This is a genomic window from Dyadobacter sp. SG02 (assembly GCF_900109045.1).
Classification (GTDB): Bacteria; Bacteroidota; Bacteroidia; order Cytophagales; family Spirosomataceae; genus Dyadobacter.
The window spans coordinates 319,800-343,482 of record NZ_FNYL01000007.1 but is presented as its reverse complement, the minus strand read 5'-3'; the positions used below and the strand labels follow the sequence as shown (position 1 = coordinate 343,482).

The following is a 23,683-nucleotide window of genomic DNA, read 5'->3' as shown; positions in this document are numbered from 1 at the left end:
ACCTTACCACCATTCCATTCACTGTTCCCCTCCGAAATTTTGAACCAGACTCGCGTAAGGTGCTTTTTTATGAAGATAAGGTTCGGGCGACAGCCGCGCGGCGCAACCGAGGTAAGTATAGGCGGGATTCATCAGGTTTTTGCGGTGCGGCGGCGAAGCCATCCATTGCTCCACTACAAACCTCGCATACTCCGCATAAGTGAACGGCTTGCAGAGCTTGTGGTCGCTTTCATTTAAGAACTCATATTGGTTTAAACGACGGTCCCAGCGTGCGATCATAAAATCACCACTGACCAATGTCTGGTATTTACCGATGTTTTCGCCTACCCTTTTAAATCTCTTGGTATACAACTCCACCCGTCGCTGAGCGGTGCGTTCGTACGGGCTATAAGGATTGATGTGATTGAAAAACATGCGAAACACCATCGCAGTGGCATGTCCGGACGATGCCAGGTATAAACCCGGGTCATATTGAAATGGCGACAAACCGTATTTTTTCCGCACTTCATTGCTCGCGTGAAAAACAGCGGCATCCAGAAAAAGCGTATCCGGGTTCTGCAACCGGATCAGCTCATTGGATTTGGGCAATGCAAAAAAAAGGTTGTCTTCCACTGCATAATATTGATTTTTATGCAAGTCGATTCCTAAATGCGAATACAAATAGAGGGCGAAAACAATCAGGGTTTCCATGGCGTTGCAAAATGAATCCAATCATTTAGAACAATATACATGAAAAATAATAATAAAATAATATCCAAAAAACTTTGCGGTGTGTATATGCCCTGGTTGACTGCATTTAAAAAAGCAAACTTATAAAACATGTCAACAAGAATCGGTCTGCTGCTTGCCTGGCTTTTATTTCACCTGAACGTGCACGGGCAAGTACAGGCCATCGAACAGCATTTCACTGTCTCCCAGGACGGAAGTGGTGATTTCAGAACAATCCAGGAGGCCGTGAATGCCGTCCGCGACCATTCGCAGATCCGTGCCACGATACGCGTAAAAAACGGGATCTACCGCGAAAAACTCGTCATTCCCGCCTGGAAAAAGAACATTACACTGATCGGCGAGAGCGCACAACACACCATTATCACCAATAATGACTTTTCCGGCAAGGATTTCCCGCAAGGTGATTTTACCGGCAATGCGAAATTCAGTACCTATACTTCCTATACGGTGCTCGTGCAGGCCAACGACTGCACGCTGCAAAACCTGACCATCGAAAATACCGCGGGCCGCGTGGGCCAGGCCGTAGCGCTGGCCACTGAAGGCGACCGCATCGAGGTATACAACTGCCGCATTCTGGGCAATCAGGATACCTTATATACTTCCAAAGACGGCCGCAATTACTATAAAGACTGCCTCATCACAGGCACTACCGATTTCATTTTTGGCGAAGCAACCGCCGTTTTCCAGAACTGTACGATCCGGAGCCTCACCAGTTCGTACATTACCGCCGCCTCCACCACCCGCGAGCAGGCATACGGTTATGTGTTTTTCAATTGTAAACTCGTAGCCACCGACGAAGCGACCAGGGTATACCTCGGGCGCCCGTGGCGACCATATGCCAAAACGGTTTTCATAGACACCGAAATGGACGGGCATATTGTGAAAGAAGGCTGGGACCGGTGGAAAGGCGACAATATGTTCCCGGAGAAAGAAAAAACCGCATTCTATGCCGAATACAATAGCACCGGCCCGGGCGCCAACGCGAATGCCCGTGTTGCCTGGTCGAAACAGCTTACCGTACAGGAAAGAGAAAAGTACACACTCGAAAACATCCTTTCCGGCTGGGTTCCGGGCAAAACGCTGCGTTTGCAACCCTCGGGTACACCCGACACCAGCTTTTCGGTAAAAGGCTCCTACCGGCACGAAATCGCCCACCATCCAAACATCCGCATCGCCGATTCCACCATGCCGGCGTCGGTTCAGGTAGTTCGGAACGTCGTTTACCGTACCACCCCGGGCGGAAAAACCTTGCTGCTGGATATTTACAAAACCAAACGAAAGGCAAAGACCTTGCAACCAGCCTTGCTGATGGCACACGGCGGAGGCTGGCGCTCGGGCGACCGCACGCACAACAACACGCTCGCACGCAAGCTCGCAGCCATGGGATATGTTTGTATCACAGCCGATTACAGCCTATCCACCCACGCCCTCTACCCTGCCGCCGTCCATGATCTGAAGGCCGCCATACGCTGGATGCGTTCCCACGGTAACGAATATGGCATCGATACGGCCCGCATGGCCATTTTGGGTTTCTCGGCGGGCGGCGAATTGGCCGCATTCGTCGGTGCTACGAACGGGAATCCGAAATTTGAAGGCGTAGTCCGAGAAAACGAGGGTTCGAGTACCGTGCAGGCGGTAGTCGACATTGACGGCACGCTGGCATTCATCCACCCCGAATCGGGCGAAGGCAATGATTCCAAATCGATTTCAGCGGCTACCTACTGGTTTGGCTATCCCAAAGCAGAGCGCCCCGATATGTGGCACGAAGCCGCCCCGCTTACGCACGTAAGCGCGAAAACGCCGCCGTTTCTGTTCATCAACAGCTCGATAGACCGTATGCACGCCGGAAGGACGGATTTCATCCAAAAATTGAATGCATTCGGCACGTACAGCGAAATCAAAACATTCCCGGACGCACCGCATACGTTCATGTTCTTCGATCCGTGGTTCGAACCTACGCTTGCCACGATTTCCGGATTTCTGAAAAAGGTTTTGCCGGATAAGGGAGTGGCCGCCCGTAAATAATATGCCGCATTAGGGCTGGGTCAGTTTCATGATCTTGCCCGTGCCGTGGTTGCAGATATAAAGCTCATGGGACTGGTCGGTGCCGAAGGCCGAAATTTGCCCTACACCTTCCGCGATAATGTTGTTTTGCACGGCTTTGCCATTTTTGGTTTCGAGCGCGAAAAGCCGGCCGCTGACGTAATCGCCGAACACGTATTTGCCTTCCAGCGACGGCACCGCTTTGCCGCGGTACACAAACCCGCCCGTGATGGAATGCTCGCCGTTGGCCTGCGGCAAATCGATCACGGGATCGATCAGCCCTTCTCCTCCGCAATCGCGCTTGGGATTGTAGCAGTCGATACTTTCTTTCAATCGCCAGCCATAGTTGCCACCCTTGACGATAATATCGATTTCCTCCCGCTTGTTCTGGCCCACATCCCCGGCCCAGAGCGTGTTGGTAACATCATCGAAGCTGATCCGCCACGGGTTTCTGAGTCCGTATGCATATATTTCCTCCCTATAACCTTCCTTGTTACCCGCAAACGGATTATCTGCCGGTATGCCATAGTTCCCTTTCGTTTTACTGTTCACATCCACTCTCAGGATCTTGCCCAGCCAGGCGTTTTTGTTCTGGCCATTATTGCTCGGATCGCCCCAGCTACCGCCGTCACCGGTGGAAATGTAGAGATAACCATCCTTCCCGAATTTCATCCCTCCTCCGTTGTGGTTGTCATAGGGCTGATCAAATGTAAAAAGCACCGTCGCGCTGGCCGGGTCTGCCTGGCTAGGGTCGCTGGCGCTGACTTTGTAGCGGACAATGGCCGTTTCGAGTTTACCGGAAACCTTCGTCATGTAATTGAGGAAGAAATAGCCGTTGTTTTTATAATCGGGATGAAACGCGAGGCCCAGCAACCCGGCTTCGCCTCCATAGCTCACCAGCTTTTTAATATCCAGAAAAACCTTTGAAGATGAGGTTGTTGAAGCATTTTCAAAAACACGGATTGTCCCTTCCTGTTCCAGCACAAAGAGCCGGTTGGTTCCGTCGTTCGCATGCGTGAGGTCAACGGGCAGGTCGAAATGCAGCTTGGGAAAAGCCTCCACTACCTTCACCGTCGCCGCGGCGCCCGGACCATGCGGTTTCGATGCATTGCAAGTGATTAACAGCGCAAGCCCTGCGAGGCCGTTTATGACGAAACGTTTCATGGAAAATCTGGTTTTGGGTTAAAAGTGGCAGTCTGTCCTCTGCCCGCTTTACAAGTCGAATGCATTTGAGATTTACTCTCAACGCTCCTGAGCCCGGCCTTGGAGCGTTCTAAATATTTAAACTTTCAAAAAGTTTTGAAAGTTTAAATACATTCTTACCTTTGAAACATGGAACTCGAAGAAGCAAAACGGAAATTTATCGAATCATGGGGCAAACTGGGCTCTGAATGGGGCATCAACCGCACCATGGCGCAGGTACACGCATTGCTCCTGATCGCTCCCGACCCGCTGACGACCGAGGAAATTATGGAAATGCTGAGCATTTCGCGCGGCAACGCCAATATGACCCTGCGCGACCTGATCGGCTGGGGGCTGATCGAAAAGCAGCACAAGCAGGGAGAACGGAAGGAGTATTTCTTCGCCGACAAGGATGTCTGGAACATCGCTAAACAGGTGGCCAAAGAACGCCGCAAACGCGAGTTGGAGCCCGTTATCAAAGTACTCGATGAACTGTCGAAGGTTACCGGCGACGCCAGCGACCCCGAGTTCAACACATTCAATAAGTCGGTGACGGACATTAACAAACTGGCCAAAAACGTAGATAAAACCCTGGAAACCATGCTGGGTGCGGAGGAGAGCTGGTTTTGGGGCGGTATTTTTAAACTGTTCAAGTAATATTTTTTTACATTAAACTTTCAATTTTTTCTGAAAATTCAAAATATATTAAACAAATGAAAACATTACATAACCACATCATCCTCTACGACGCCGAATGCCCGATGTGCAACCTGTATACCGACGCATTTGTACGGAACGGCCTGCTCGAAACCGATGGCCGCGAGGCCTATCAGCAATATGCCGGGGCTGCCTGCCCCAATCTGGACTGGCAGCGGGCCGTCAACGAAATAGCGTTGGTGAACCAGGAGACCGGAGAAGTAACTTATGGCATCGATAGCTTACTGAAAGTATGCAGCAATGCGATGCCGCGGCTGGGTGCATTGTTCCGCTGGAAGCCGTTTTTGTGGCTGGCCCGCAAATCGTACGCATTCATTTCCTACAACCGCCGCGTGATCATTCCGGCACCGGCTTCTGAAAACCAGTTTGGGTACCAACCTTCTTTTAATGTAAAATACCGCATGGCCTGGATCGTATTCGGATGGCTCGTGACGTCTTTGATACTGGCTTCCTACGCGAATTTGCTCGCAGATATAGTAGGAAAAGATGCGTTCTGGCGTGAATTCCTTATTTGCGGCGGGCAGTTTCTCTTTCAGGGCGCGGTGATTGTCTTGTACAAAAAACATAAAGCATGGGATTATTTGGGTAACCTCACGACAATTTCCCTGGCCGGCGCATTAGGTTTGCTTGGATTTATGCTCATTTGTACCTTGTTTAGCCCGGGCTGGCTGATTTCCGCATTGTTTTTTATGCTGGTGGTATTGCTGATGTTCCTGGAACATTTGCGGAGATCCAGGCTGCTGGGATTCGGTTACCTGCCGAGCGCCACCTGGGTTTTGTACCGCGTTATCATTCTGATCATATTGTTACAGCATTTGCCATGAAATACGACAAAATTGTGCTTGCCGGCGGCAACGGTTACCTTGGAAAAGTATTACAGGAGTATTACAAACCGCTTGCCAGGGAGGTGATCGTCCTGAGCCGCAAACCTTCTCCTTCGTTTGAAAACATCAGAACAATCAGCTGGGACGCACGCACGCAGGGCGAATGGGTGGAATGCCTGAACCACGCCGATTTGCTCATTAATCTTTGCGGAAAGAATGTCAATTGCCGTTACACCCCCGAAAACAAAGCCGAAATCATCAACTCGCGCGTTACCCCAACCACCTTACTCGCCCATGCGATCCAGTCCCTTGCCGTACCTCCGCGGCTCTGGATCAACGTTACGTCCGCAACCATTTACCGGCACGCGGAAGACCGCCCGCAGGACGAAGATACCGGCGAAATCGGCTACGGATTTTCCATAGATGTGTGCAGGAAATGGGAAGAAGCATTCTTCGAAAACCCGACACCCGGCACGAGAAAAGTAGCATTGCGGATGGGGGTCGTGTTCGGGAAGCGCGACGGCGCATTTCCCCGCCTGCTCGCGCTCGCACGGCTCGGCCTGGGCGGGAAACAGGGCAACGGGCAACAATATATGTCCTGGCTGCATGAACAGGACGCCGCGAAATGCACCGAGTGGCTTTTGCAAAACGAAGCGGTATCGGGCATACTCAATTGTACTTCACCCAATCCCGCAAAAAACGAAGTGGTCATGGCGGCCCTCCGCAAAGCCTGCGGCATGCCGGTCGGTATTCCCGCTCCGGCCTGGTTACTGGAAATAGGCACGAGGGTGATCGGGACCGAAATGGAACTGCTGCTCAAAAGCCGATGGGTATTGCCCAAACGCCTGTTGGACCACCAGTTCGAATTTAGTTATCCCGAGATCGGGCATGCGGTCAACGACATTGTCTGGCAGCCTTAAAGCATTATATTTCAGCCAAAACTTGCTAAACAATGGAACAACTCCGCGCGAAATTTGCCACTTACGGCACGCTTTCGGAAGAGACGATGGAGGATATGACGAAACTCCTGCGGCCGCATTCGTATGCGAAAGGCGCGTATTTTTTGCAGGAAGGCCAGATGGCTAAAAATATCGCAATTGTCGTGAAAGGGCTTTTCTCGCAATATTACGTTTCGCCGGACGGGGATGTCGTGATCAAAAGGTTTTTCCCCGAAACCTATTTTACCGGTTCCTTACCCGCAATGCTCACGCATTCGCCGAGCATGTTTGCGATCCGGGCGCTGGAACCGACGGAGACATTGGAATACAATTTCTACGAATTTAAATCGCTGACCGAGAAACATCGCGACCTCGCCGCATTCTACATCAGGTACATGGAGATCCATTGGATCATTGAAAAAGAGCCTTTGGAAATTTCGTTCCGGTACGACAATGCGAAGACGCGCTACATCAATTTCCTGAAAGAATATCCCAACCTCGAACCGCGTCTTAAACAGCACGAAATCGCTTCCTACCTCGGCATTACTCCTACCCAGCTCAGCCGTATCCGCGCGGAAATGTAATTTTTCAAAGCCTCAACATTTGTAAATGTTTTCAGTCCCGGCGCGCCCGACATTTGTGTTGTTCAATTCAAAACAATAACAAATGCTATGAAAAATGAAACCGACTTTCTCTCTGATACTATTGATAATAAAGCCATTATGTTCGGCCCGGGCGAGGGAGAAGTGCTCGCCATGGGTGGCAACAGCATTACATTAAAGGTAACGAGCGACATTTCGAACGACCAGCTGGGCGTTTACGAAATCAAACTCGCTCCTGCTACGATCGGTGCGAGATTGCACTATCACCGTTTTATGGACGAGACTTTCATCGTCCGTAAAGGCACGCTGACGATCGACCTGGCCGACGGCCCGGTCCTCGCGCACGAGGGCGCGGTGGTGTACGTACCGCGCATGACCGCGCACGGGTTTGCGAATCATTCGACAGAAGAGGTAGTTATCAACCTGATCTTCAATCCCGGCCAGCAACGGGAAGGCTTTTTCCGCGGCCTGAAATCGATACTGACCGAACCGGTGATCGATCCGGCGAAATACCTGAAACTGTATCAGAAATATGACAGTTTTCCCGTGGACGTGCAGAATATGCTGCCGGTAGGGCCGTCCCGGTAGCCGCTACACCTGCGCACTGCGCAACTTCTGTTTCAGTATACCTGCCGCTTTGGTATAACCTCCTTCCGCCCCATCGACGAAATGGATATGGCCCTCTTTGAGGTCATGCACGTAGCACGACATCACGGATTCGCCGCTCACATGCAACCCGTAATGGATTTCGCGGGCTGCTTCCATACCGTCGAGGGCGGCTTGGAGCTGTTCCCGCTGGCGCGGGGTGCCCGTAATGACGGTATTGATCTTCCCGTCGATCACCAGCGTATCCGACATTTCGACGAGGCTGTTGAGGTAGTTCCTGCCCTGTGACGTTCTGAAATATACGTAACCTGCAAGCCAGGCGATCCACGACGCGGCCAGGCGAAGGATATTGATGCGGCCATTCCTGACCAGCATTTCCATCTCCATTTTCTTGAAAGTCGTTTTCCAGATCAGCTTCGGCACAGAAATGGGCTGCCGTCGCGGAAACGGGCCGTAAATGCCGTCGACATGCTCCATTACCCTGGCAAACAGCTGCGCCTGGTGTTTACCGGCCGGCACGCACACGAGCAGCGTCACTACTTCCTGGTCCGTTTCCGGCGGCCCGATTTTATCCCAACGGCATTGCATACCGCTCAGGTCCAGCTCGTCTTCCGGCTTGGGCTCGTAATCGAACCGGTAATGCTCGTTTTTTACTTGTTTTTCCGCGTAATACAGCCCGTCGCCGAGCACAACGGGAATCGAGAATGCGCCGGAAACTGTCAGTTTGCTCAGTTTGAGTTCGAAACCTTTCGTATAAATATCACTTACCGCAACGGTCCCGATGCGAAGGTCGAGCCCGAAATTCTCTTTCGTATTTTTTCTGAAAACGGCCAGCGCACGCATAGCCGCGTCGGCGATCGTCGGCGGGACGATGAAAGTAGCACCGTCGCCGCCGAAAAAGAACGGAACGGTAATGCCGGCCTTGAATGCAATGTTGAGCACGCTCACGATACTGCCCGTCGCGATAAAATTGACCGTTTCGTGCATTCCGCCGGCAACGGCGCCCGTCGAATTCCGGATGTCCGTAATGACCACGTGCCACGATTCCGGCACATGGTAAAAAAGGTGCTCTTCCGTCAGCAGTTCGCCCAGCGAGATGTGGTTGGCAGGCAAACGTGAATAAAACTGTTCGTTCCGGGCCAGCGACATGGTTTTTAAAAGTTCAAGGTTAAAAGTGGCGGCGGATTGGAACGCGGACCGCGCTCCGTGCGCATTCTGGTACGGAATTTAAACCAATTTTCTCAAATAATTACCCGAAGGAAAATCGATAATCCTGTCAAGTTTTTGTTTTTTGCAAATTGAAATTGAATGCCTCCCGCGTTCCGGGCCATGCCTACCATACTTTGCCATGGCTCCGATTAACCTGAAACCTGCGTTTTTTGAATGCTTCGACCGACTTTTCATAGCCTGATACTCCTGTTCTTGTTGTTGCGACCTGCCTGGGCGAAAGCTCAGATGAAGCCCGCAGGCAACAAAGCATGGCTGAAAGAATACAATGAGTACCGCGAATATGACGATATCTACGTCGTCAAGCAGGTGAATGTCCCCTGCCGCTCCTATGAGACATTCATTACCGACAAAAGCGGCCGGAAACTCACGCCCGCCTACCGCGACATCGGCGATTTTGCAGAGGGCGTAGCCGAGTTCGTGCCGATGGAACTGAATTCCGAAGGACACGGCCTCCACGGGTTCATCGACAAACACGGTAAAATTGTGATCGAACCTAAATACACTTCCACCGACCGGTTTCGCGATGGTAAAACCTGGGTTATATACCCGTCGGGCAAACATTACGGGCTTTCGTACATTGATCTAACCGGCAAAGAGCTTTACCGGATACCCATTGAACATTTTACCAAGCATTATCTGATCAAAGATTCGGATATCGATTTCCTGTGCAACCACGATACGAAAGAAGACGTGCTATGGTGGATACAAAGACCCACGGATTTTCATATTCTGAATTTCAATTTCAGCCGCTTTATCGAAAAGGAAATCAAAGCATCTAAATTTATTTACCATTTCCTTTACAAAGGCAAATACGGGATCATCGATAAGAATATGATGTTGAAAGTCCCTGTGGCGCTCGACGATATCGACCCCGAGTACAAATATTCCGGCCAGGGAATGGAACGGGTACAATATGGCGATAAGTACGGTTATATTAGTCCATTCACCGGCGACCTCATCGTTCCCTTCGACTACACCGACACCCGCAAGCCTACCAACGGGTTATTCTGGGTTAAAAAGGACGGCAAATGGGGCTGTATCGACAAAACCGGCAAGCTTCGCATCCAGCATTTGTACGACGAAGCCACCGGTTTCACCGCCGAAAACCGTTCCGCCGTCGCCATCAATGGCAAATTCGGCCATATCGATAAATCCGGCAAAATACGGACGCCGTTAAAATATGATTTCGCATCGTATTACAATCATGGAATTTCTATGATCCGTATCGATGATAAGTATGGTTATATGGACACCACCGGCCACTTCATCACGGAAATCATTTACGACGAAGCACTTCCATTCGACCGCATTACCACCATCGTGGAGCGTTCCTGGCTACGTTTCGAGCTTTCATTAAACGGTAAGGAAGAATTCGTAGGTTTTTCTTACAAATTGAATGCCGTGTTTATCATTATTGGTGTAATCATTTTTATTTGGTTGAATAATTTGTTTTATCAGCGAGTGTTGAAAAAGCGGTTGGTTAGAATTACTAAAAAGTAGATCAAGGGACAAGTTCAACGCGTTTGCACGCGTAGAGGCCGCGCCGCCCGCTCGGCGTTCATGCCTCCGCTTGATTCGTAACGAAACAAATTCTATCTTTAAGTTTCGTTACACACATTATTACAATGCAAGAATTTCACCTCCGCATGCAGCTAGCAGCGCTTCGGCAATATCTTCGCGACCGTCAGGATTCTATGACGCAGCGGGAGTTAGATGATGTGCTGGACCTGATAGCCTTAATTCAGAAAGCATTAAGTGAAGGCGATAGCAACGACACTGATTAATCCGGGCAAGAAATCATGACAACAGAAACAAATCAGTCAGAGCTAGAAAAGTTGCTTGCGGATAGTAAGCAAGCATTAAAGGATTTCTGCGAGTACAAAGGCATACAATACCCAATGGATCAATGGGTTACTATTTCTGAGTATTGCAAGCGATTCAATATCCCTAACACACAGACAGTTACCAATTGGATTCAACGTGGCATCGTGCCGAAAGAAAACATAGTCGTCATCCCCGAATACAACAATATCCGGCTGATCAAGGCTATCCCCTACCACAACAGCCAGTCGTCCTAAGCATTTCAAACCACCTCATAACTCAGCAACACCACCCCGCTCTTAAACACCCGGTGGTCAACTAACTTCAAATCCAGCTTCCCGGTCAGGCCCTGAAACGACGGCGTGCCTTCGCCGATCGCAACGGGGTCGATCATGAACTGATATTCGTCGATCAGGCGGGCTTCGGCGAGTTGGGCGATGATGCTACCGCTGCCGAGGATGGTCATTACTTTGCCGGGGATAGCTTTGAGTTTTCGAACGGCTTCTACCAGATTATCTTTGACGAGCGTGGTGTTGGCCCAGTCGGTGGTATCGAGGGTGGTGGAGAATACGATTTTTTCGGCCTCGTTCATGCCTTTGGCGACTTCGGGCATGCTTTCGATCGCCATAGGGGTCGGCCAGAAACCGGCCATCATTTCATAGGTAACCCTGCCGAATAGCAGCGTGGCTTTCGCTTCGAGGTTGTCGGCGGCGAACCCGCTTTCCTCTTCGCCGTGCCGGTGCCAGCTGATATCGTTGTCGGGGCCTTTGAAATAACCATTGAGCGTCGTGAAGTTGTAGGCGATGAGCTTTCCCATGGTGGTCTGTTTTTGAGATGAAAATCGTTTCTGCTACCGCAGCAGGTTCACTACTCCTTTGTAGCTCAAAAACTTACCGTTGGTCAATTCTACCCTGATTTTGTAGGGATAAATACCCGGCGCGGTCTTTTCGCCGTGATACGAACCATCCCAGCCGGCCGACGGATCGGAAGCGGCGAAATTGGATTTCCGGTAAATCACTTCTCCCCAGCGGTTGTAAATAAACATTTCGCGCACCAGTTTCACGCAAGGATTGCCATACACATAGAATACCTCATTCAACTGGTCATTATTCGGCGAAAAAGCGTCGGGCACTTCGATACCGCAGGGCTTCACGTACACTTGCACCCGCGCCTGACGTGTGCAAACTTTGTCCGGGTCAGTCACTTCGAGCTGGTATAATGTCGATTGCTGGGGCGATGCCCAGGGGTCGGGGCAGTCGGTACAGGATAAGTCCGCCTGATTCCAGTGGTAAGTATAACTGGCCGCCGGTTCAACGAGCGGTTCCACATGCACACTGTCGCCTTGCGTGATCGAAAGCGTGGGCGTGACGGACAGATCGATCTTTACCACTTCGAGCACGGTCGTTACGACGCTGTCGCAACCCGTCATCTGCTGAATATGCTGGATGTAAGTCCCCGCCTCCGTGTAAGTACTATCTCCCACCTTCACGCTTTCTCCTTCGCAAATGCGGAGGTTTTGGGTAAACTTTCCAACCGGGTTCACGGTGAGTGTCAGGGTTACGGTGCTGTCGCAGACATTGCTTTTACTCACATTCCGGACGTAGATACCGCTCGTTTTCAGCAAAGTATCGCCCAAAGCAAATGCATCGCCATCACAAATAGCCTGCGCCAGGACAGCCGTCTTCTTTTTAAAACCAATTGTAAAATCCAGTCCCAATGCGCACGACTCGTCCAGACTGCCCCGCGGTACCATTTCTACATGAAATTTATCGCCTATATTGGCTTTGATGTGGATTTGCTGCGAGGTTTCACCATTATTCCAGCTATATTTTCCAAATCCCTCGGGCGCCGCCAGCGTAATGTAGCCGTCCGCATCCGGGCAATCGGCCACCTGTCTGATCTCCGATTTCAGGCATTCGGCATCGAAATATGCATAGCCGAAATGCCTCATACGCGTGCACCCGTGGGCGGTTACGACGATGGTCAGCTTTTTACCTACAAAATTCCGTAAATCGATCGCGCCAACGGTCCAGTTGCGGTACTGAATATCCCCCGAAGCCTGGAAACCTTCTACGGTATTGGCGCCTTCGAGTTGAATATCGTAGCTGCTGCAAGGCAATTCCTCGCCATTACTGTCGAATATCAGGATATTGAAGCCCGGCTTCTGGAAAGGCTCGTGATTAGCCCGGCCATCGGCGCCGGTATTCTGCAAAATGACGGCGAATTTGTACTGAAACAGTGTATTATCGGCCGTAACGGTGTATTCGGTATGAATGCGGCTGAAATGTCCGCCCTCGGTCACATTGCCGATCCGTATCGAATGCGTGCTACCGGGCGCGACCATCGGGATCGACGGGATTTTCGGGTCGTTGCCGTCCGTGAGGCTGGTAATATAATGTTCGCTGTTTTGCGTGCCATTCTGTTCGTTCTGAAAAACGGTTTCCTGGTTGGCGTCGGTCACCGCGCCGTAGGTAAGCTTCCACCCATTGGCATTTCCCTGCTCGAAGCCCACATTACTGCAATCGACCTGCGCGTGGGCGGCTTTGAGAAAAAGGCAGAAAATGAGGATTGAACGTAAAAAATGCTTCATAAGGGTCCGAGGTTCGTTGCAACATTTTACGCTATAAAAATGAGTGCCGTTGCGTGGCCGGAGCAATCTTTTTGCATTATCGGCGATGCATATGCCTGCGGCAAAAAAATACGGTGTTTTGAGCTGGTTACCAGCGTAAAAGCGACGTTGTTACTGCTTTTACCAGCGTGTATCGACGGTTGAAAATATTTACGGCGGATGATGAGGGGATTTACATTAAATATTTGTCTTCATCATATATGCCGCCTGTTTGCATTCCCGTTGAGCGAAAGCATTTACTATCCTAAATCCTTAACATTATGAGAGTTTTCTCCCTTTCAGCCCTGATGATGCTTTGTATCCTGTGCCAGCCGGCCTGGTCCCAGGACAAGAAATACAGCATCGTGATCAAAGGCGGGCACGTGATCGACCCTAAAAACAACATCGACGCCGTCATGGACGTGGCGGTGGAAGGCACGCCGGGCGGCGAAGACGGTAAGATTGCCTTGGTTGCAAAAAACATCGATCCCGCATTGGCTGTGCAGGTTGTGGATGCCAAAGGGCTCTACGTTACGCCGGGTATCATCGACATTCACGTACACTTTTTCTGGGGTACCGACCTCAAAGGCACCTACCGCAACGGCCCGAATGGCCTGCCCGCCGACGGTTTCACATTCCGCTCGGGTGTAACCACCGTGGTGGACGCGGGAAGTTCCGGGTGGAAAACCTTTGAAACATTCAAAAAACAAACCATCGATCTTTCCAAAACCCGCGTGCTCGCATTCCTGAACATTGTCGGGGAAGGAATGGCAGGCGGGAAATTCGAGAACAGCCTCGATGAAATGGACGCCAAAGCGACCGCGGAAATGGCTAAAAAGTATCCCAACGACGTCGTAGGTGTAAAACTGGCACATTTCGTGGGTCACGACTGGACGCCTACCGACCGTGCGTTGGAAGCCGGTACCCTTGCCAACATCCCTGTCATGGTCGATTTTGGAAGCGCCAACCCGGTTTTGTCCCTGGAAGAATTGTATTTGAAAAAATTCCGTAAAGGCGACATTTACACGCATTGCTTCGGCGGAAACAGCAATAACAGCGGTCGCGGCCGCGAGTCTATCGTGGATGTTTCGACCAATAAAGTGAAACCTTACGCCATAGAGGCACAAAAACGCGGGGTGATCTTCGATGTAGGGTTCGGTGGGGCGAGTTTCCTTTATTCCCAGGGACAACCAGCGATCAAACAAGGCTTTTTCCCTAATTCCATTAGCACCGACCTTCACACGAGCAGCATGAACTCGGCCATGAAAGACATGAACAACATTATGTCGATGTTCCTGGCCATGGGTATGGATTTCAAAAGTGTAATCAAAGCCAGTACCTGGAACCCCGCGCAGGAGATCCGCCACGAAGAACTCGGTAACCTCTCCGTAGGCTCGCCCGCCGACATCGCGGTATTGAACCTCCGCGACGGTAACTTCGGCTACTACGCCCGCGACGGCAAGATTACGGGCAAGAAACGCATCGAAACCGAAGCAACGATCCGTGGCGGCAACATCGTGTACACGCTCAATGCGCGCGTGGAGCCGGTTAACCTGCCCCGCCCCGAGCGCCCGGCCGCGAGCCAGGGCCAGCAAGGCCAGGGAGCAGGCCCAAGATGATTAAAAAGGAAGATATTTATTCCAAAAAAAGGGTATTCCAAATCAAATCAGGCATCCTTATAACAATATCAGGCAAAGTCCGGCGATACCTGACTAAACCTGACAATGCCTGACCACACCTGACCACACTGACTATACGGTCCACCCGACCATTCCCCAACAAAGCCCTTTAACCATTCAAAACCCCCATACCTTAACACCAATGAAACGCAGAGAACTTTTAAAAGATCTTTCCCTGATCCCGCTCGCGGGAGGCGTTCTGAGCACGTCGGCGGCATTTGCCGAAAGCAGCAAACCGAAATGGTTCCAGAAAGCCGCGGCGGCAGTATCAGCTCCGGGACCATTGAAGGCCGGACCGCAAATCTATCAGTCGATCGGTGTGGAACCGATCATCAATTGCCGGGGGACATTTACGATTATCGGCGCGTCCATCGAGCTGCCGGAAGTGCGCCAGGCGATGGAATATGCCTGCCAATACAATGTGCAGATCGACGAGCTAGCATTCGGCGTAGGCCAACGCCTGGCTGAGATCGTCGGCTCGGAATGGGGCATGGTGTCATCGGGTTGCGCGGCAGGGATGAACGAAGTTACAGCGGGCATTGTCGCCGGTGGTAACCCCGAAAAACTGATCCGTATTCCTAATCTGGAAGGTTTCGAAAAAACAGAGGTGATTATCCCCCGCTCCTCGCGCAACGTGTATGACCACGCGATCCGCAACGTGGGCGTGAAAATCATTACGGTAGAAACGATTGAGGAACTGAAAAAAGCCATTACCCCTCGCACGGCGATGATCTACATGATGCCGGGCGACGAGCCGTGGACTGTGAAAGCCGTGGCGGATATCGCCAAACCAGCCGGCGTGCCATTGCTGGTAGACGCAGCCGCCGAACGTTTGACCATCCCGAATATCCACCTGCAAGCCGGGGCATCGGTCGTTGCTTACAGTGGTGGTAAAGTAATCCGCGGGCCGCAATGTGCTGGCCTCATGCTGGGCAGCAAGGACGTCCTGATGTCGGCATGGCAGGCCAGCGCACCGCATCACGGGCCTTGTCGCAATAACAAAGTGGGCCGCGAAGAAGTGATAGGCATGCTCGCGGCCGTGGAAGCGTGGGCTACCCGCGACCACAAGGCAGAAATGAAAATGTGGGTGTCGTGGCTGGATACCATCACCAAGAAACTGAATGGCATTCCAAGCGTTCAACTGGAAGTACGTGAGCCCAAAGAAGGCGCTCTGGACAATGCTACCCCGACATTGACGGTTACCTGGGACCCGACCAAGCTGAATATCACCGGCCAGGAAGTAGCCGACGAGTTGCAAACGACCAAACCGCGCATAGCAGTGGGAACCGGTTTCCGAAGAGGCCAGGCAGCGGCACAATCGGGCCCTCCTACCACGTCGATCACCATCGCCGCCTACATGATGGGCCCAGGCAATGACAAGATCGTAGCCGATCGCGTGCACGAAATCCTCACGCGCAAGCGCAGCGCGCCCAAGGCCGAGGCGACTATGAAAGCACCGGCAGCCGAAATCGCGGGACGTTGGGATGTAAGCATCGAATTCTATACCAGCGCCAGCAAGCATACTTTCATTATCGAACGGCAGGACGGCAATTACCTCTATGGTACGCACAAGGGCGAATTCGCCACGCGCGAACTGTTCGGTAATATCGATGGCGATGAAGTACGCTTCCAGAGCCGGTTTAGCGTGCCGGGCGACAACCTGACGATGACATTCTACGGAAAGCTCTCCGGCGACACTATTACCGGCGAAATCGATATGGTGGAATATGTGAATGCGAAGTTTGTTGCCAAAAAAGCGACCTTCCCGAGCAACCGCCAGCGGATCAATATCCCTGCCGGCCGCCCATTGTCGACCTAGGTCAGCGGATTTCACATAACGGTAATTAACATAAAAAGCCTTGGATCGATGCCAGGGCTTTTATGCTAATTACTAAATCTAAAATTTTTAATATTTCGAAGCCTTTGTCCTACGAAAGGCTGAACGGTCTGATCCTGCGGGCACTAACCCGTTTTCGAGCCGCGAAACTACGACCAAATCGCACAAATACGAAGGTTTTTTCACGCAATCGGCAATATTTTCTCAAAAAAAACGGCGCAGAACTGTTGCGTCGTATCATTTAAATACTACTTTTGCATCACGATTGACGGCCAGGTGGTGGAATTGGTAGACACGCTACTTTGAGGGGGTAGTGCCCGTTCGGGTATAGGAGTTCGACTCTCCTTCTGGTCACATCGAAAAGTGCGTTTGGAAACAACCAACGCACTTTTTTTGTGCCTTTTCGGCTGCTACCCACCTTCCCGTATTCCCCGCCCCGGGCTGCCTTTTCGTCATCGCTTCTATCTAAGTGACGCTACTTTTACTATATTTACATAACGCGCTTAACCTAGACATTTTGTACATATAGCATTCTATCCGGAGTTTCCCAAGCCGTGGGCAATGCTGTGTTACAACAGAACCGACAGCAATGATAGAAGTTGCAAGAATAGCGGCACTCATGAAAGCACACCACTTGAACACAAGCGAACTGGCTGAGATCGTGCGCTTATCCCCATCCAAAATTTCAAAAGTTCTCGCAGGAGACCAAAAATTTACTTCCGATGCCGTCGGAACCCTGATTAAGGAGCTCGGTGTTCACCCTAACTGGCTTTTCGGTTATGAAGGCAAGCCGGAGACTGTGATATACATGAAAGACCTCGTCCACAAAAGCGAAGTTGAGAAGCTGGAAACGAAAATCAGGGAATTAAAAGACGAACTTGGAGAAGTTTACAAACAACTGGCAGAGGAACGAAGAGTAAAATAGCCTTTTCCCTTTACCCTGTTGCATTCTACTTATCAGGCGATTATCTTTACAAACGTTTGAATAACCCCGAAATCTCGAAAAGTGTTGAATTACGCCCTCTGCATGAAGTCCGCTTTCCTGCTTGGTGTAGCCGGTTTACTGATGGTTGAAGAAAACAAGTCTTTTGCCCAATGCAAAGAAACCATCAGCCCGTCGAATCACAAGAAGGTTCACTACCACATTGTTCCGCTCTCCGGGACGAAAGAATACTTTACACTTACCAAAACCGGCGAGGAGCGGGTCCTCAACTACCATAACGACGAGTTTGGCCAGGTGTACCATGTCCAGATGTTTACCGAAATTAAATTTTCATCCGCCAAAGGCAATTTTTCCCTCTATACCACCATCAGCTCCACCGACCGCAGCAACTGGCAGAGCGAGTTCATCCTGTCGACCCCGATCGAGCCGAAAGAGCTTGAAAAAATGAAGGGAACGGTGCAGATCGAAATACTGCTGCCGGATGACAAGCGGACATTCAAGGTAGATACAAAAAAGAATCAGCTACTCCACAAGGCCATCGCCTGCATGTATTAGGCGCACATTACACGTAGAACAACTCTTTGTTGAGCAATGTAATAATGTGCTCGAAATCCTTGGGATTAGATTCAAAATCCATGTTGTTGACATCTATTTCAAGGATTTTACCATCTTCATAGTTCTGCACAAAATCTTCGTAATAGCGATTGAGGTTCGTCAGATAGTCTATCGAAATATCCGATTCGAACTCGCGGCCGCGCTTTTTGATCTGCGACACCAGCTTGGGAATATCTGCTTTGAGGTAAATCAGCAGATCGGGTTGGGAAACGGTGCGGATAATGGATTCGAACAGCAGCAGGTAAGTCTGGTAGTCGCGGTCGGTGAGCACGCCGGATTCGTACAGGTTGCGGGCGAAAATGTAAGCGTCCTCAAAAATAGTACGGTCCTGAACGATCGTCGAGTAAGTCGTTTCGCGGATCCGCTGGACCTGCGCGAAACGGTTGTTCAGAAAATAGATTTGCAGGTTGAACGCCCAGCGATCCATATCCATATAAAAATCAGCTAGATAGGGATTCCCTTCGACAGCCTCGTACATCACTTCCCATTTGAAATAATCCCCCAGCATTTGGGTCAATGTGGTCTTACCAGCGCCGATATTACCGATGATAGCAATGTGCATAAGAAAAGTAGGATGAGTTGAGTAGATGAACGAGTGTTCACAAAAATATGTATTTCAACGGATAACCGCTCTGCTACAAAACTGATTTTCGGCATTTTCTTAAAACTTGCATTATTCGTATATTTGCGGCTCAATTCCACACTTTTCTCATTGGAATACTTAATCGACAACCGATGAAACCTTACCGGGTTATCCTATATTACTATTACACGACCATCGCCGATCCTGACACTTATCGCGATGAGCATCACCTCTTTTGCGTTGAAAACAACCTCCTGGGCCGCATTATCGTGGCGCCGGAAGGCCTGAATGGCACGGTTTCGGGCACGCCTGAGCAATGCGAGGCTTATATGAATTATGTCCGTTCGGATGCGCGCTTCGCCGGTGTCCAGTTCAAAGTGGAGGAGTCGGACCATATTGCATTCCAGAAACTGCACGTACGCGTGAAGGACGAGATCGTGAACTCCGACCTGCCCGTAAACCCGCTCGTACGCACAGGAAAGCACCTCGAACCGGCCGATTTCAAAGCGATGCTGAACGACCCGGATGTGGTACTGGTCGATATGCGCTCGGATTACGAGCATGAAGTAGGCAAGTTCAAGGGCGCGATCACTTTCGATATGCATAACCTGCGCGAGTTGCCCGACCATATGCACGAGATCGAGCATTTGAAAGACAAGAAGGTGGTTACCTATTGCACCGGCGGCATCAAATGCGAAAAAGCGAGCGCCTACCTGCTCGACCAGGGCTTTACCGACGTTTACCAGCTACACGGAGGCATTATACGTTACGGTCTGGAAGAGGGCGGAGAGAACTTCGACGGCAAATGCTACGTATTCGACAACCGCATTACCGTGGATGTGAACAGCGTGAACCCCACGGTGATTTCCAAATGCCATATCTGCGAAGAACCTTGCGACCGGATGGTGAACTGCGCGAATGCGGAATGCAACAACCATCTGCCTATCTGCGAGAAATGCGGCTGGGAAATGGAAGGCACCTGCTCGGCGGAATGCAAATCTCACCCCGGCAAACGTACTTACGACGGCACGGGGTACTATGTGGTGAACAGCAACAACTACAATCCTTTGCAAGGCCTCAAAAGCCAGCAAAAGAATATCAAGAAAATGAAGCTTGCATTGAAAACTGAATCGGCCTAGCCGGTTCAGTTTAATACCTTTTCGAGGATGTAGTCGTTCATCCAGTAAGGCCCGATGGGAATATCCTGCTCGTCCACGACATGGAAGTCCATTTTTTCATAAAACGTTTTGGCCTTATTGTAGCGGTTCACATTCAGCGACAGCACTGTTCCTCCCGCCGACCTCACGTAATTTTCAGTTTCCTGCAAAAGGTATTTACCCGCGCCGGTTCCCTGCGTGGCTGGAAGCACGTATATTTTGTGTAATTTGAACTTCCCGGATTTTTCCTCGGACACCGACGAAAAGCCGACGGGCGTTCCGTCGCTCAGCAGAATCATGAATTGCTGCCCGGATTGCATCTGGTGCGTGAGGGATTCGGGAGAATATATTTTTTCGAACATAAAATCGATCTGCTCCTTGCTAAGGATGTCACGGTAAGTCGGTTCCCATGTTTTTTCCTGGATTTCGATGATGGTCGGAATGTCTCCGACGTAGGCTTGCAGTGTTGCGAATGAAGGCATATTGCTTAAATTTGGCAGCTTAAAAAGCGCAATTAAATATTTATTCACTTAAAAACCATGTTACTGAGCCGGCAGACCATATCGCACGAAGCAGCTAAGCACCCGATCAGTAGAAATATATGAAACCCCTCATTTTAGTTACAAATGACGACGGAATAACGTCCAAAGGAATCCGAACACTGGTTGAAATCATGCAGACGCTGGGCGAAGTGATCGTGGTCGCTCCCAACAGCCCGCAATCCGGAATGGGCCATGCCATTACCATCGGTGAACCGCTCAGGCTTTATTCCACCCATATTTTTGATAATGTGACGGAATACGAATGCTCGGGAACACCGGCCGACTGCGTGAAACTGGCTAAAAACTACGTGTTGCAGGACCGCAAACCCGACCTTGTAGTAAGTGGTATCAACCACGGGAGCAATAGTTCGATCAGCGTGCTGTACTCCGGCACGATGTCGGCGGCCATCGAGGCAGCGATCGAGGGCATTCCGGCGATCGGTTTTTCGCTTTGCGATTTCAGGGAAGATGCGGATTTCAGCCACGCAATTCCCTATATTAAATCTATCACGGAAGAAGCATTGAAGAATGGTATTCCAAACGGCATTGCATTGAATGTGAACATTCCTGCCAAAACCGACCTGGCTTTAAAAGGTGTGAAGGTTTGCCGCCAGGCGCATGCCAAATGGCAGGAGAAATTTGATTACCGCGTCGACCCTAATGGTCGCGGCTACCTTTGGATGGCCGGCGAGTTTATCAATTTCGATACGGAAAAAGAAGATACCGATGTCTGGGCACTGGATAACAACTATATTTCAGTGGTGCCATGTCAATATGATCTGACAGAGTATGAAGCGTTGAAAAAGCTATCGACCTGGGATTTGTAATTTAACCAACAGCTATGGCATTAGTAGGCAGTTTATTAAAGAAAGGCATCCATTTCAGCAACATCGTTGCCAACCGCCGCAAGGCAAGTTTACACCAGCAACAGAAGAAAACCCTGGCCAAATTGCTGGCCAAGGCCAGATATACCGAGTTCGGCGAGAAATACAATTTCGACGAGCTCCTTTCCACCATTCTTTTTGGTGAAAAAGGCGCATTTTACGAGCTATACAAACGCACGGTACCTGTTTATGATTACAACAAGATATTCAACGAGTGGTGGCACAAATCACTCGAAGGCGAGAAGGATGTATGCTGGCCGGGCACCATTAAATACTATGCCCTGAGCTCCGGGACGTCGGAAGCGGCTTCCAAGCAGATTCCGGTGACAAAGGCCATGACCAAGGCCATCCAGAAGACCAGTATCCGCCAGATTTTGTCATTGGGTTATTACAAAGATCTCCCGCCGGATTTGTACGAAAAGGGTTTCCTCATGCTCAGCGGCAGTACTAACCTGAACCCGCACGACACGGGTAGCCTGGCAGGCGATTTAAGTGGTATCCAAATCCAGCAGATCCCGCGCTGGTTCCGCCCGTATTACAAGCCGGGCCAGAAAATCGCGGCGCAGCGCGACTGGGGTTTGAAACTGGAAGAAATCACGCGTGTAGCCAGCGAATGGGACATTGGCTTCGTGGTAGGCGTTCCGGCGTGGATACAGTTGCTTTTCGAAAAGATCATCGCGCATTATAATGTAAAGAACATTCACGAAATCTGGCCGAATTTGCAGGTTTTCGCACATGGAGGCGTTTCGTTTGAGCCTTACCGCAAAGGTTTTGAGAAACTGCTCGGCAAGCCGATGACTTACATTAATACCTATCTCGCTTCCGAAGGTTTTATCGCGTACCAGTCGCGGCCAGGTGCGGAGGGTATGGAGCTGGTGTGCGACAATGGCCTTTTCTTTGAATTTATCCCTTTCACCCCAAAAAACTTCGATTCCGACGGCGTCATGCTCGATAACCCGGAAACGTTGATGATCGACCAGGTGGAAGAAGGAAAAGAATACGCATTGCTCCTCTCGACTTGCTCGGGCGCGTGGAGGTACCTGATCGGCGATACGCTGAAATTCGTCGACAAGGCGCGCGGCGAGATTGTGATTACCGGCCGCACGAAGCACTACCTGAGCCTTTGCGGAGAGCATCTTTCGGTGGATAATATGAACAAAGCGATCGACCTGGTGTCGCGCGAGATGGGTATTTCGGTGAAAGAATTTACCGTTTGCGGCATTGAGCACGGCAGTTTGTTCGCGCACGACTGGTACGTGGGCGTGGATGAATCCAATGTGGATGCGGAAGTTTTGAAACAGAAACTCGACGCCAAGCTCGCCGAACTCAACGACGACTACGCCGTGGAGCGCCGCCACGCATTGAAAGAGGTATTTGTAACCGTGTTACCCAACCAGGCATTCTACAATTGGATGGAATCCAAAGGCAAGCTCGGCGGACAGAACAAATTCCCGCGCGTTTTCAAGAAAGATCTGATCAGTGACTGGAAGAATTTCCTGAAAACAGAAGGTTATATTAAAGAATAGCCTACTTTAAAAAGTTGGTATAGGCAATCTGACAGGCGATTAGGATAAAAACTACGCCTGTCACTTTGTTAAACAGGGTCACTACTTTCGGTGTAAACAGCTTTTTGAGCCTGTGCGCAAAAACGGCGATAGCGCTTTCTACCAAAAATACCGCAATGACACTCGCGGTGAAAAACAATATTACCTGGTTGAGATCGTAATGCAGGTTCGTGCGGATGTATGAGGCAATGGTTACCCAACTGATGAAGTTCACGGGATTCAGGCCATTCAGCAGGAAACCGGTTGTGAAATAATACAGGAAGTTTCCAAAACGCGTCTGCGGCTCGGCGATCTGGGGCTGACCTTTGACGATATTGCTCAAACCTAATGCAGTCAGGAAGACTACACCGGCACCGGCCATCCATTGCTGGAAATGCGGAATGTCGGGCAACAATGCCGTCCCGAAAATGGCGAAGAAAACGAAGATAATATCACATATGAACACGCCGAATGCGATTTTAATACCCGCGCGGTAACCGTTGTCGACGCTGTTTTGGACCAGGGAAAAGAATACGGTCCCGAAAGTAAGGCACAATGCGACGCCCGTCAGCGTCCCGTACAGTAGCGCTTGCAGCATA

Annotated in this window: 23 protein-coding genes and 1 tRNA gene; 16 read left to right on the top strand and 8 right to left on the bottom strand. The window is 50.5% G+C overall.

Features of this window, described 5'->3' with window-relative positions; translation table 11 throughout:
• Positions 1 to 18: 18 nt before the first annotated feature.
• Positions 19 to 690, bottom strand: coding sequence for a CAP domain-containing protein (locus tag BMW93_RS18800; RefSeq protein WP_090379677.1), 672 nt, complete (start codon positions 688 to 690; stop codon positions 19 to 21).
• Positions 691 to 819: 129 nt separating this feature from the next.
• On the opposite strand from BMW93_RS18800, the gene BMW93_RS18795 reads away from it, so the two are divergent.
• Positions 820 to 2,754 carry a pectinesterase family protein gene (locus BMW93_RS18795; RefSeq protein WP_090379674.1) on the top strand — a complete coding sequence of 645 codons (1,935 nt, stop codon included), beginning with the start codon at positions 820 to 822 and terminating at the stop codon, positions 2,752 to 2,754.
• Between the two features lie 9 nt (positions 2,755 to 2,763).
• On the opposite strand, the gene BMW93_RS18790 is transcribed toward BMW93_RS18795, so the two are convergent.
• Positions 2,764 to 3,936 carry a sorbosone dehydrogenase family protein gene (locus BMW93_RS18790; RefSeq protein WP_090379671.1) on the bottom strand — a complete coding sequence of 391 codons (1,173 nt, stop codon included), beginning with the start codon at positions 3,934 to 3,936 and terminating at the stop codon, positions 2,764 to 2,766.
• A 168-nt stretch (positions 3,937 to 4,104) separates the two neighbouring features.
• On the opposite strand from BMW93_RS18790, the gene BMW93_RS18785 reads away from it, so the two are divergent.
• The 5 genes from BMW93_RS18785 (at position 4,105) to BMW93_RS18765 (ending at position 7,623) form a co-directional block, all read left to right on the top strand.
• Entirely contained in the window at positions 4,105 to 4,611 is a 507-nt protein-coding gene (locus BMW93_RS18785) for a GbsR/MarR family transcriptional regulator (RefSeq protein ID WP_090379668.1), read from the top strand.
• A gap of 56 nt (positions 4,612 to 4,667) precedes the next feature.
• Positions 4,668 to 5,495, top strand: a complete 828-nt coding sequence (locus BMW93_RS18780) for a DCC1-like thiol-disulfide oxidoreductase family protein (RefSeq protein ID WP_090379666.1) — start codon at positions 4,668 to 4,670, stop codon at positions 5,493 to 5,495.
• Positions 5,492 to 6,415, top strand: coding sequence for a TIGR01777 family oxidoreductase (locus BMW93_RS18775; RefSeq protein WP_090379664.1), 924 nt, complete (start codon positions 5,492 to 5,494; stop codon positions 6,413 to 6,415). Before BMW93_RS18780 ends, BMW93_RS18775 begins: the two co-directional genes overlap by 4 nt.
• A gap of 32 nt (positions 6,416 to 6,447) precedes the next feature.
• Positions 6,448 to 7,017: a Crp/Fnr family transcriptional regulator gene (locus BMW93_RS18770; RefSeq protein WP_090379661.1), complete on the top strand. Its 570-nt coding sequence runs from the start codon at positions 6,448 to 6,450 to the stop codon at positions 7,015 to 7,017.
• 87 nt (positions 7,018 to 7,104) lie between these two features.
• The gene (locus BMW93_RS18765; RefSeq protein WP_090379658.1) at positions 7,105 to 7,623 is read left to right on the top strand and encodes a cupin domain-containing protein; all 519 of its coding nucleotides are present in this window, start codon (positions 7,105 to 7,107) and stop codon (positions 7,621 to 7,623) included.
• A gap of 3 nt (positions 7,624 to 7,626) precedes the next feature.
• On the opposite strand, the gene BMW93_RS18760 is transcribed toward BMW93_RS18765, so the two are convergent.
• Positions 7,627 to 8,790 (bottom strand): DUF3095 domain-containing protein, encoded by a 1,164-nt coding sequence (locus BMW93_RS18760; protein ID WP_090379655.1) that lies wholly within the window; start codon positions 8,788 to 8,790, stop codon positions 7,627 to 7,629.
• Positions 8,791 to 9,024: 234 nt separating this feature from the next.
• On the opposite strand from BMW93_RS18760, the gene BMW93_RS18755 reads away from it, so the two are divergent.
• Both BMW93_RS18755 and BMW93_RS18750 read left to right on the top strand, forming a co-directional pair.
• Entirely contained in the window at positions 9,025 to 10,371 is a 1,347-nt protein-coding gene (locus BMW93_RS18755) for a WG repeat-containing protein (protein WP_090379652.1), read from the top strand.
• Positions 10,372 to 10,670: 299 nt separating this feature from the next.
• Positions 10,671 to 10,949, top strand: coding sequence for a hypothetical protein (locus BMW93_RS18750; RefSeq protein ID WP_090379649.1), 279 nt, complete (start codon positions 10,671 to 10,673; stop codon positions 10,947 to 10,949).
• Positions 10,950 to 10,954: 5 nt separating this feature from the next.
• Here the strand turns inward: BMW93_RS18750 and BMW93_RS18745 are convergent, their stop codons facing one another.
• Entirely contained in the window at positions 10,955 to 11,509 is a 555-nt protein-coding gene (locus BMW93_RS18745) for a dihydrofolate reductase family protein (RefSeq protein WP_090379646.1), read from the bottom strand.
• 33 nt (positions 11,510 to 11,542) lie between these two features.
• On the bottom strand, positions 11,543 to 13,282 hold the full coding sequence (locus BMW93_RS18740) for a gliding motility-associated C-terminal domain-containing protein (RefSeq protein ID WP_090379643.1): 1,740 nt from the start codon (positions 13,280 to 13,282) through the stop codon (positions 11,543 to 11,545).
• A 299-nt stretch (positions 13,283 to 13,581) separates the two neighbouring features.
• Between BMW93_RS18740 and BMW93_RS18735 the strand changes: the two genes are divergently transcribed.
• The 5 genes from BMW93_RS18735 to BMW93_RS18715 all read left to right on the top strand — a co-directional run bounded on the left by BMW93_RS18735 (position 13,582) and on the right by BMW93_RS18715 (position 18,314).
• Positions 13,582 to 14,919: an amidohydrolase/deacetylase family metallohydrolase gene (locus BMW93_RS18735; RefSeq protein ID WP_090379641.1), complete on the top strand. Its 1,338-nt coding sequence runs from the start codon at positions 13,582 to 13,584 to the stop codon at positions 14,917 to 14,919.
• A gap of 202 nt (positions 14,920 to 15,121) precedes the next feature.
• Positions 15,122 to 16,798: a PLP-dependent transferase gene (locus BMW93_RS18730; protein WP_090379638.1), complete on the top strand. Its 1,677-nt coding sequence runs from the start codon at positions 15,122 to 15,124 to the stop codon at positions 16,796 to 16,798.
• Between the two features lie 288 nt (positions 16,799 to 17,086).
• Positions 17,087 to 17,170, top strand: a tRNA-Leu gene (locus BMW93_RS18725).
• Between the two features lie 235 nt (positions 17,171 to 17,405).
• On the top strand, positions 17,406 to 17,741 hold the full coding sequence (locus BMW93_RS18720; protein ID WP_229240577.1) for a helix-turn-helix domain-containing protein: 336 nt from the start codon (positions 17,406 to 17,408) through the stop codon (positions 17,739 to 17,741).
• 102 nt (positions 17,742 to 17,843) lie between these two features.
• Positions 17,844 to 18,314 (top strand): hypothetical protein, encoded by a 471-nt coding sequence (locus BMW93_RS18715; protein WP_090379637.1) that lies wholly within the window; start codon positions 17,844 to 17,846, stop codon positions 18,312 to 18,314.
• Positions 18,315 to 18,321: 7 nt separating this feature from the next.
• Here BMW93_RS18715 and BMW93_RS18710 read toward each other — a convergent pair whose 3' ends face one another.
• Complete coding sequence (locus BMW93_RS18710; RefSeq protein WP_090379634.1) at positions 18,322 to 18,936, bottom strand: deoxynucleoside kinase; 615 nt, start codon at positions 18,934 to 18,936, stop codon at positions 18,322 to 18,324.
• Between the two features lie 173 nt (positions 18,937 to 19,109).
• Here BMW93_RS18710 and BMW93_RS18705 point away from each other — a divergent pair, with 173 nt between their 5' ends.
• The gene (locus tag BMW93_RS18705) at positions 19,110 to 20,096 is read left to right on the top strand and encodes a rhodanese-related sulfurtransferase (RefSeq protein ID WP_090379631.1); all 987 of its coding nucleotides are present in this window, start codon (positions 19,110 to 19,112) and stop codon (positions 20,094 to 20,096) included.
• A gap of 5 nt (positions 20,097 to 20,101) precedes the next feature.
• On the opposite strand, the gene BMW93_RS18700 is transcribed toward BMW93_RS18705, so the two are convergent.
• A complete protein-coding gene (locus BMW93_RS18700) occupies positions 20,102 to 20,596 on the bottom strand; it encodes a GNAT family N-acetyltransferase (protein WP_090379628.1) in 495 nt (164 codons plus the stop codon).
• Positions 20,597 to 20,715: 119 nt separating this feature from the next.
• Here BMW93_RS18700 and surE point away from each other — a divergent pair, with 119 nt between their 5' ends.
• Both surE and BMW93_RS18690 read left to right on the top strand, forming a co-directional pair.
• On the top strand, positions 20,716 to 21,483 hold the full coding sequence (surE, locus tag BMW93_RS18695; protein WP_090379625.1) for a 5'/3'-nucleotidase SurE: 768 nt from the start codon (positions 20,716 to 20,718) through the stop codon (positions 21,481 to 21,483).
• A gap of 14 nt (positions 21,484 to 21,497) precedes the next feature.
• Entirely contained in the window at positions 21,498 to 23,066 is a 1,569-nt protein-coding gene (locus tag BMW93_RS18690) for a GH3 auxin-responsive promoter family protein (RefSeq protein ID WP_090379622.1), read from the top strand.
• Between the two features lies 1 nt (position 23,067).
• On the opposite strand, the gene BMW93_RS18685 is transcribed toward BMW93_RS18690, so the two are convergent.
• The gene (locus BMW93_RS18685) at positions 23,068 to 23,682 is read right to left on the bottom strand and encodes a LysE family translocator (RefSeq protein WP_090379618.1); all 615 of its coding nucleotides are present in this window, start codon (positions 23,680 to 23,682) and stop codon (positions 23,068 to 23,070) included.
• Position 23,683: the final 1 nt, after the last annotated feature.

Bases quoted from the DNA above. Each gene is read 5' to 3' on its own strand.
- BMW93_RS18800 (WP_090379677.1), bottom strand. From the start codon at position 690: ATGGAAACCCTGATTGTTTTCGCCCTCTATTTGTATTCGCATTTAGGA.
- BMW93_RS18795 (WP_090379674.1), top strand. From the start codon at position 820: ATGTCAACAAGAATCGGTCTGCTGCTTGCCTGGCTTTTATTTCACCTG.
- BMW93_RS18770 (WP_090379661.1), top strand. From the start codon at position 6,448: ATGGAACAACTCCGCGCGAAATTTGCCACTTACGGCACGCTTTCGGAA.
- surE (WP_090379625.1), top strand. From the start codon at position 20,716: ATGAAACCCCTCATTTTAGTTACAAATGACGACGGAATAACGTCCAAA.
- BMW93_RS18760 (WP_090379655.1), bottom strand. From the start codon at position 8,790: ATGTCGCTGGCCCGGAACGAACAGTTTTATTCACGTTTGCCTGCCAAC.
- BMW93_RS18785 (WP_090379668.1), top strand. From the start codon at position 4,105: ATGGAACTCGAAGAAGCAAAACGGAAATTTATCGAATCATGGGGCAAA.
- BMW93_RS18775 (WP_090379664.1), top strand. From the start codon at position 5,492: ATGAAATACGACAAAATTGTGCTTGCCGGCGGCAACGGTTACCTTGGA.
- BMW93_RS18790 (WP_090379671.1), bottom strand. From the start codon at position 3,936: ATGAAACGTTTCGTCATAAACGGCCTCGCAGGGCTTGCGCTGTTAATC.
- BMW93_RS18715 (WP_090379637.1), top strand. From the start codon at position 17,844: ATGAAGTCCGCTTTCCTGCTTGGTGTAGCCGGTTTACTGATGGTTGAA.
- BMW93_RS18745 (WP_090379646.1), bottom strand. From the start codon at position 11,509: ATGGGAAAGCTCATCGCCTACAACTTCACGACGCTCAATGGTTATTTC.
- BMW93_RS18690 (WP_090379622.1), top strand. From the start codon at position 21,498: ATGGCATTAGTAGGCAGTTTATTAAAGAAAGGCATCCATTTCAGCAAC.
- BMW93_RS18710 (WP_090379634.1), bottom strand. From the start codon at position 18,936: ATGCACATTGCTATCATCGGTAATATCGGCGCTGGTAAGACCACATTG.
- BMW93_RS18730 (WP_090379638.1), top strand. From the start codon at position 15,122: ATGAAACGCAGAGAACTTTTAAAAGATCTTTCCCTGATCCCGCTCGCG.
- BMW93_RS18705 (WP_090379631.1), top strand. From the start codon at position 19,110: ATGAAACCTTACCGGGTTATCCTATATTACTATTACACGACCATCGCC.
- BMW93_RS18780 (WP_090379666.1), top strand. From the start codon at position 4,668: ATGAAAACATTACATAACCACATCATCCTCTACGACGCCGAATGCCCG.
- BMW93_RS18685 (WP_090379618.1), bottom strand. From the start codon at position 23,682: ATGCTGCAAGCGCTACTGTACGGGACGCTGACGGGCGTCGCATTGTGC.
- BMW93_RS18700 (WP_090379628.1), bottom strand. From the start codon at position 20,596: ATGCCTTCATTCGCAACACTGCAAGCCTACGTCGGAGACATTCCGACC.
- BMW93_RS18720 (WP_229240577.1), top strand. From the start codon at position 17,406: ATGATAGAAGTTGCAAGAATAGCGGCACTCATGAAAGCACACCACTTG.
- BMW93_RS18740 (WP_090379643.1), bottom strand. From the start codon at position 13,282: ATGAAGCATTTTTTACGTTCAATCCTCATTTTCTGCCTTTTTCTCAAA.
- BMW93_RS18750 (WP_090379649.1), top strand. From the start codon at position 10,671: ATGACAACAGAAACAAATCAGTCAGAGCTAGAAAAGTTGCTTGCGGAT.
- BMW93_RS18755 (WP_090379652.1), top strand. From the start codon at position 9,025: ATGCTTCGACCGACTTTTCATAGCCTGATACTCCTGTTCTTGTTGTTG.
- BMW93_RS18735 (WP_090379641.1), top strand. From the start codon at position 13,582: ATGAGAGTTTTCTCCCTTTCAGCCCTGATGATGCTTTGTATCCTGTGC.
- BMW93_RS18765 (WP_090379658.1), top strand. From the start codon at position 7,105: ATGAAAAATGAAACCGACTTTCTCTCTGATACTATTGATAATAAAGCC.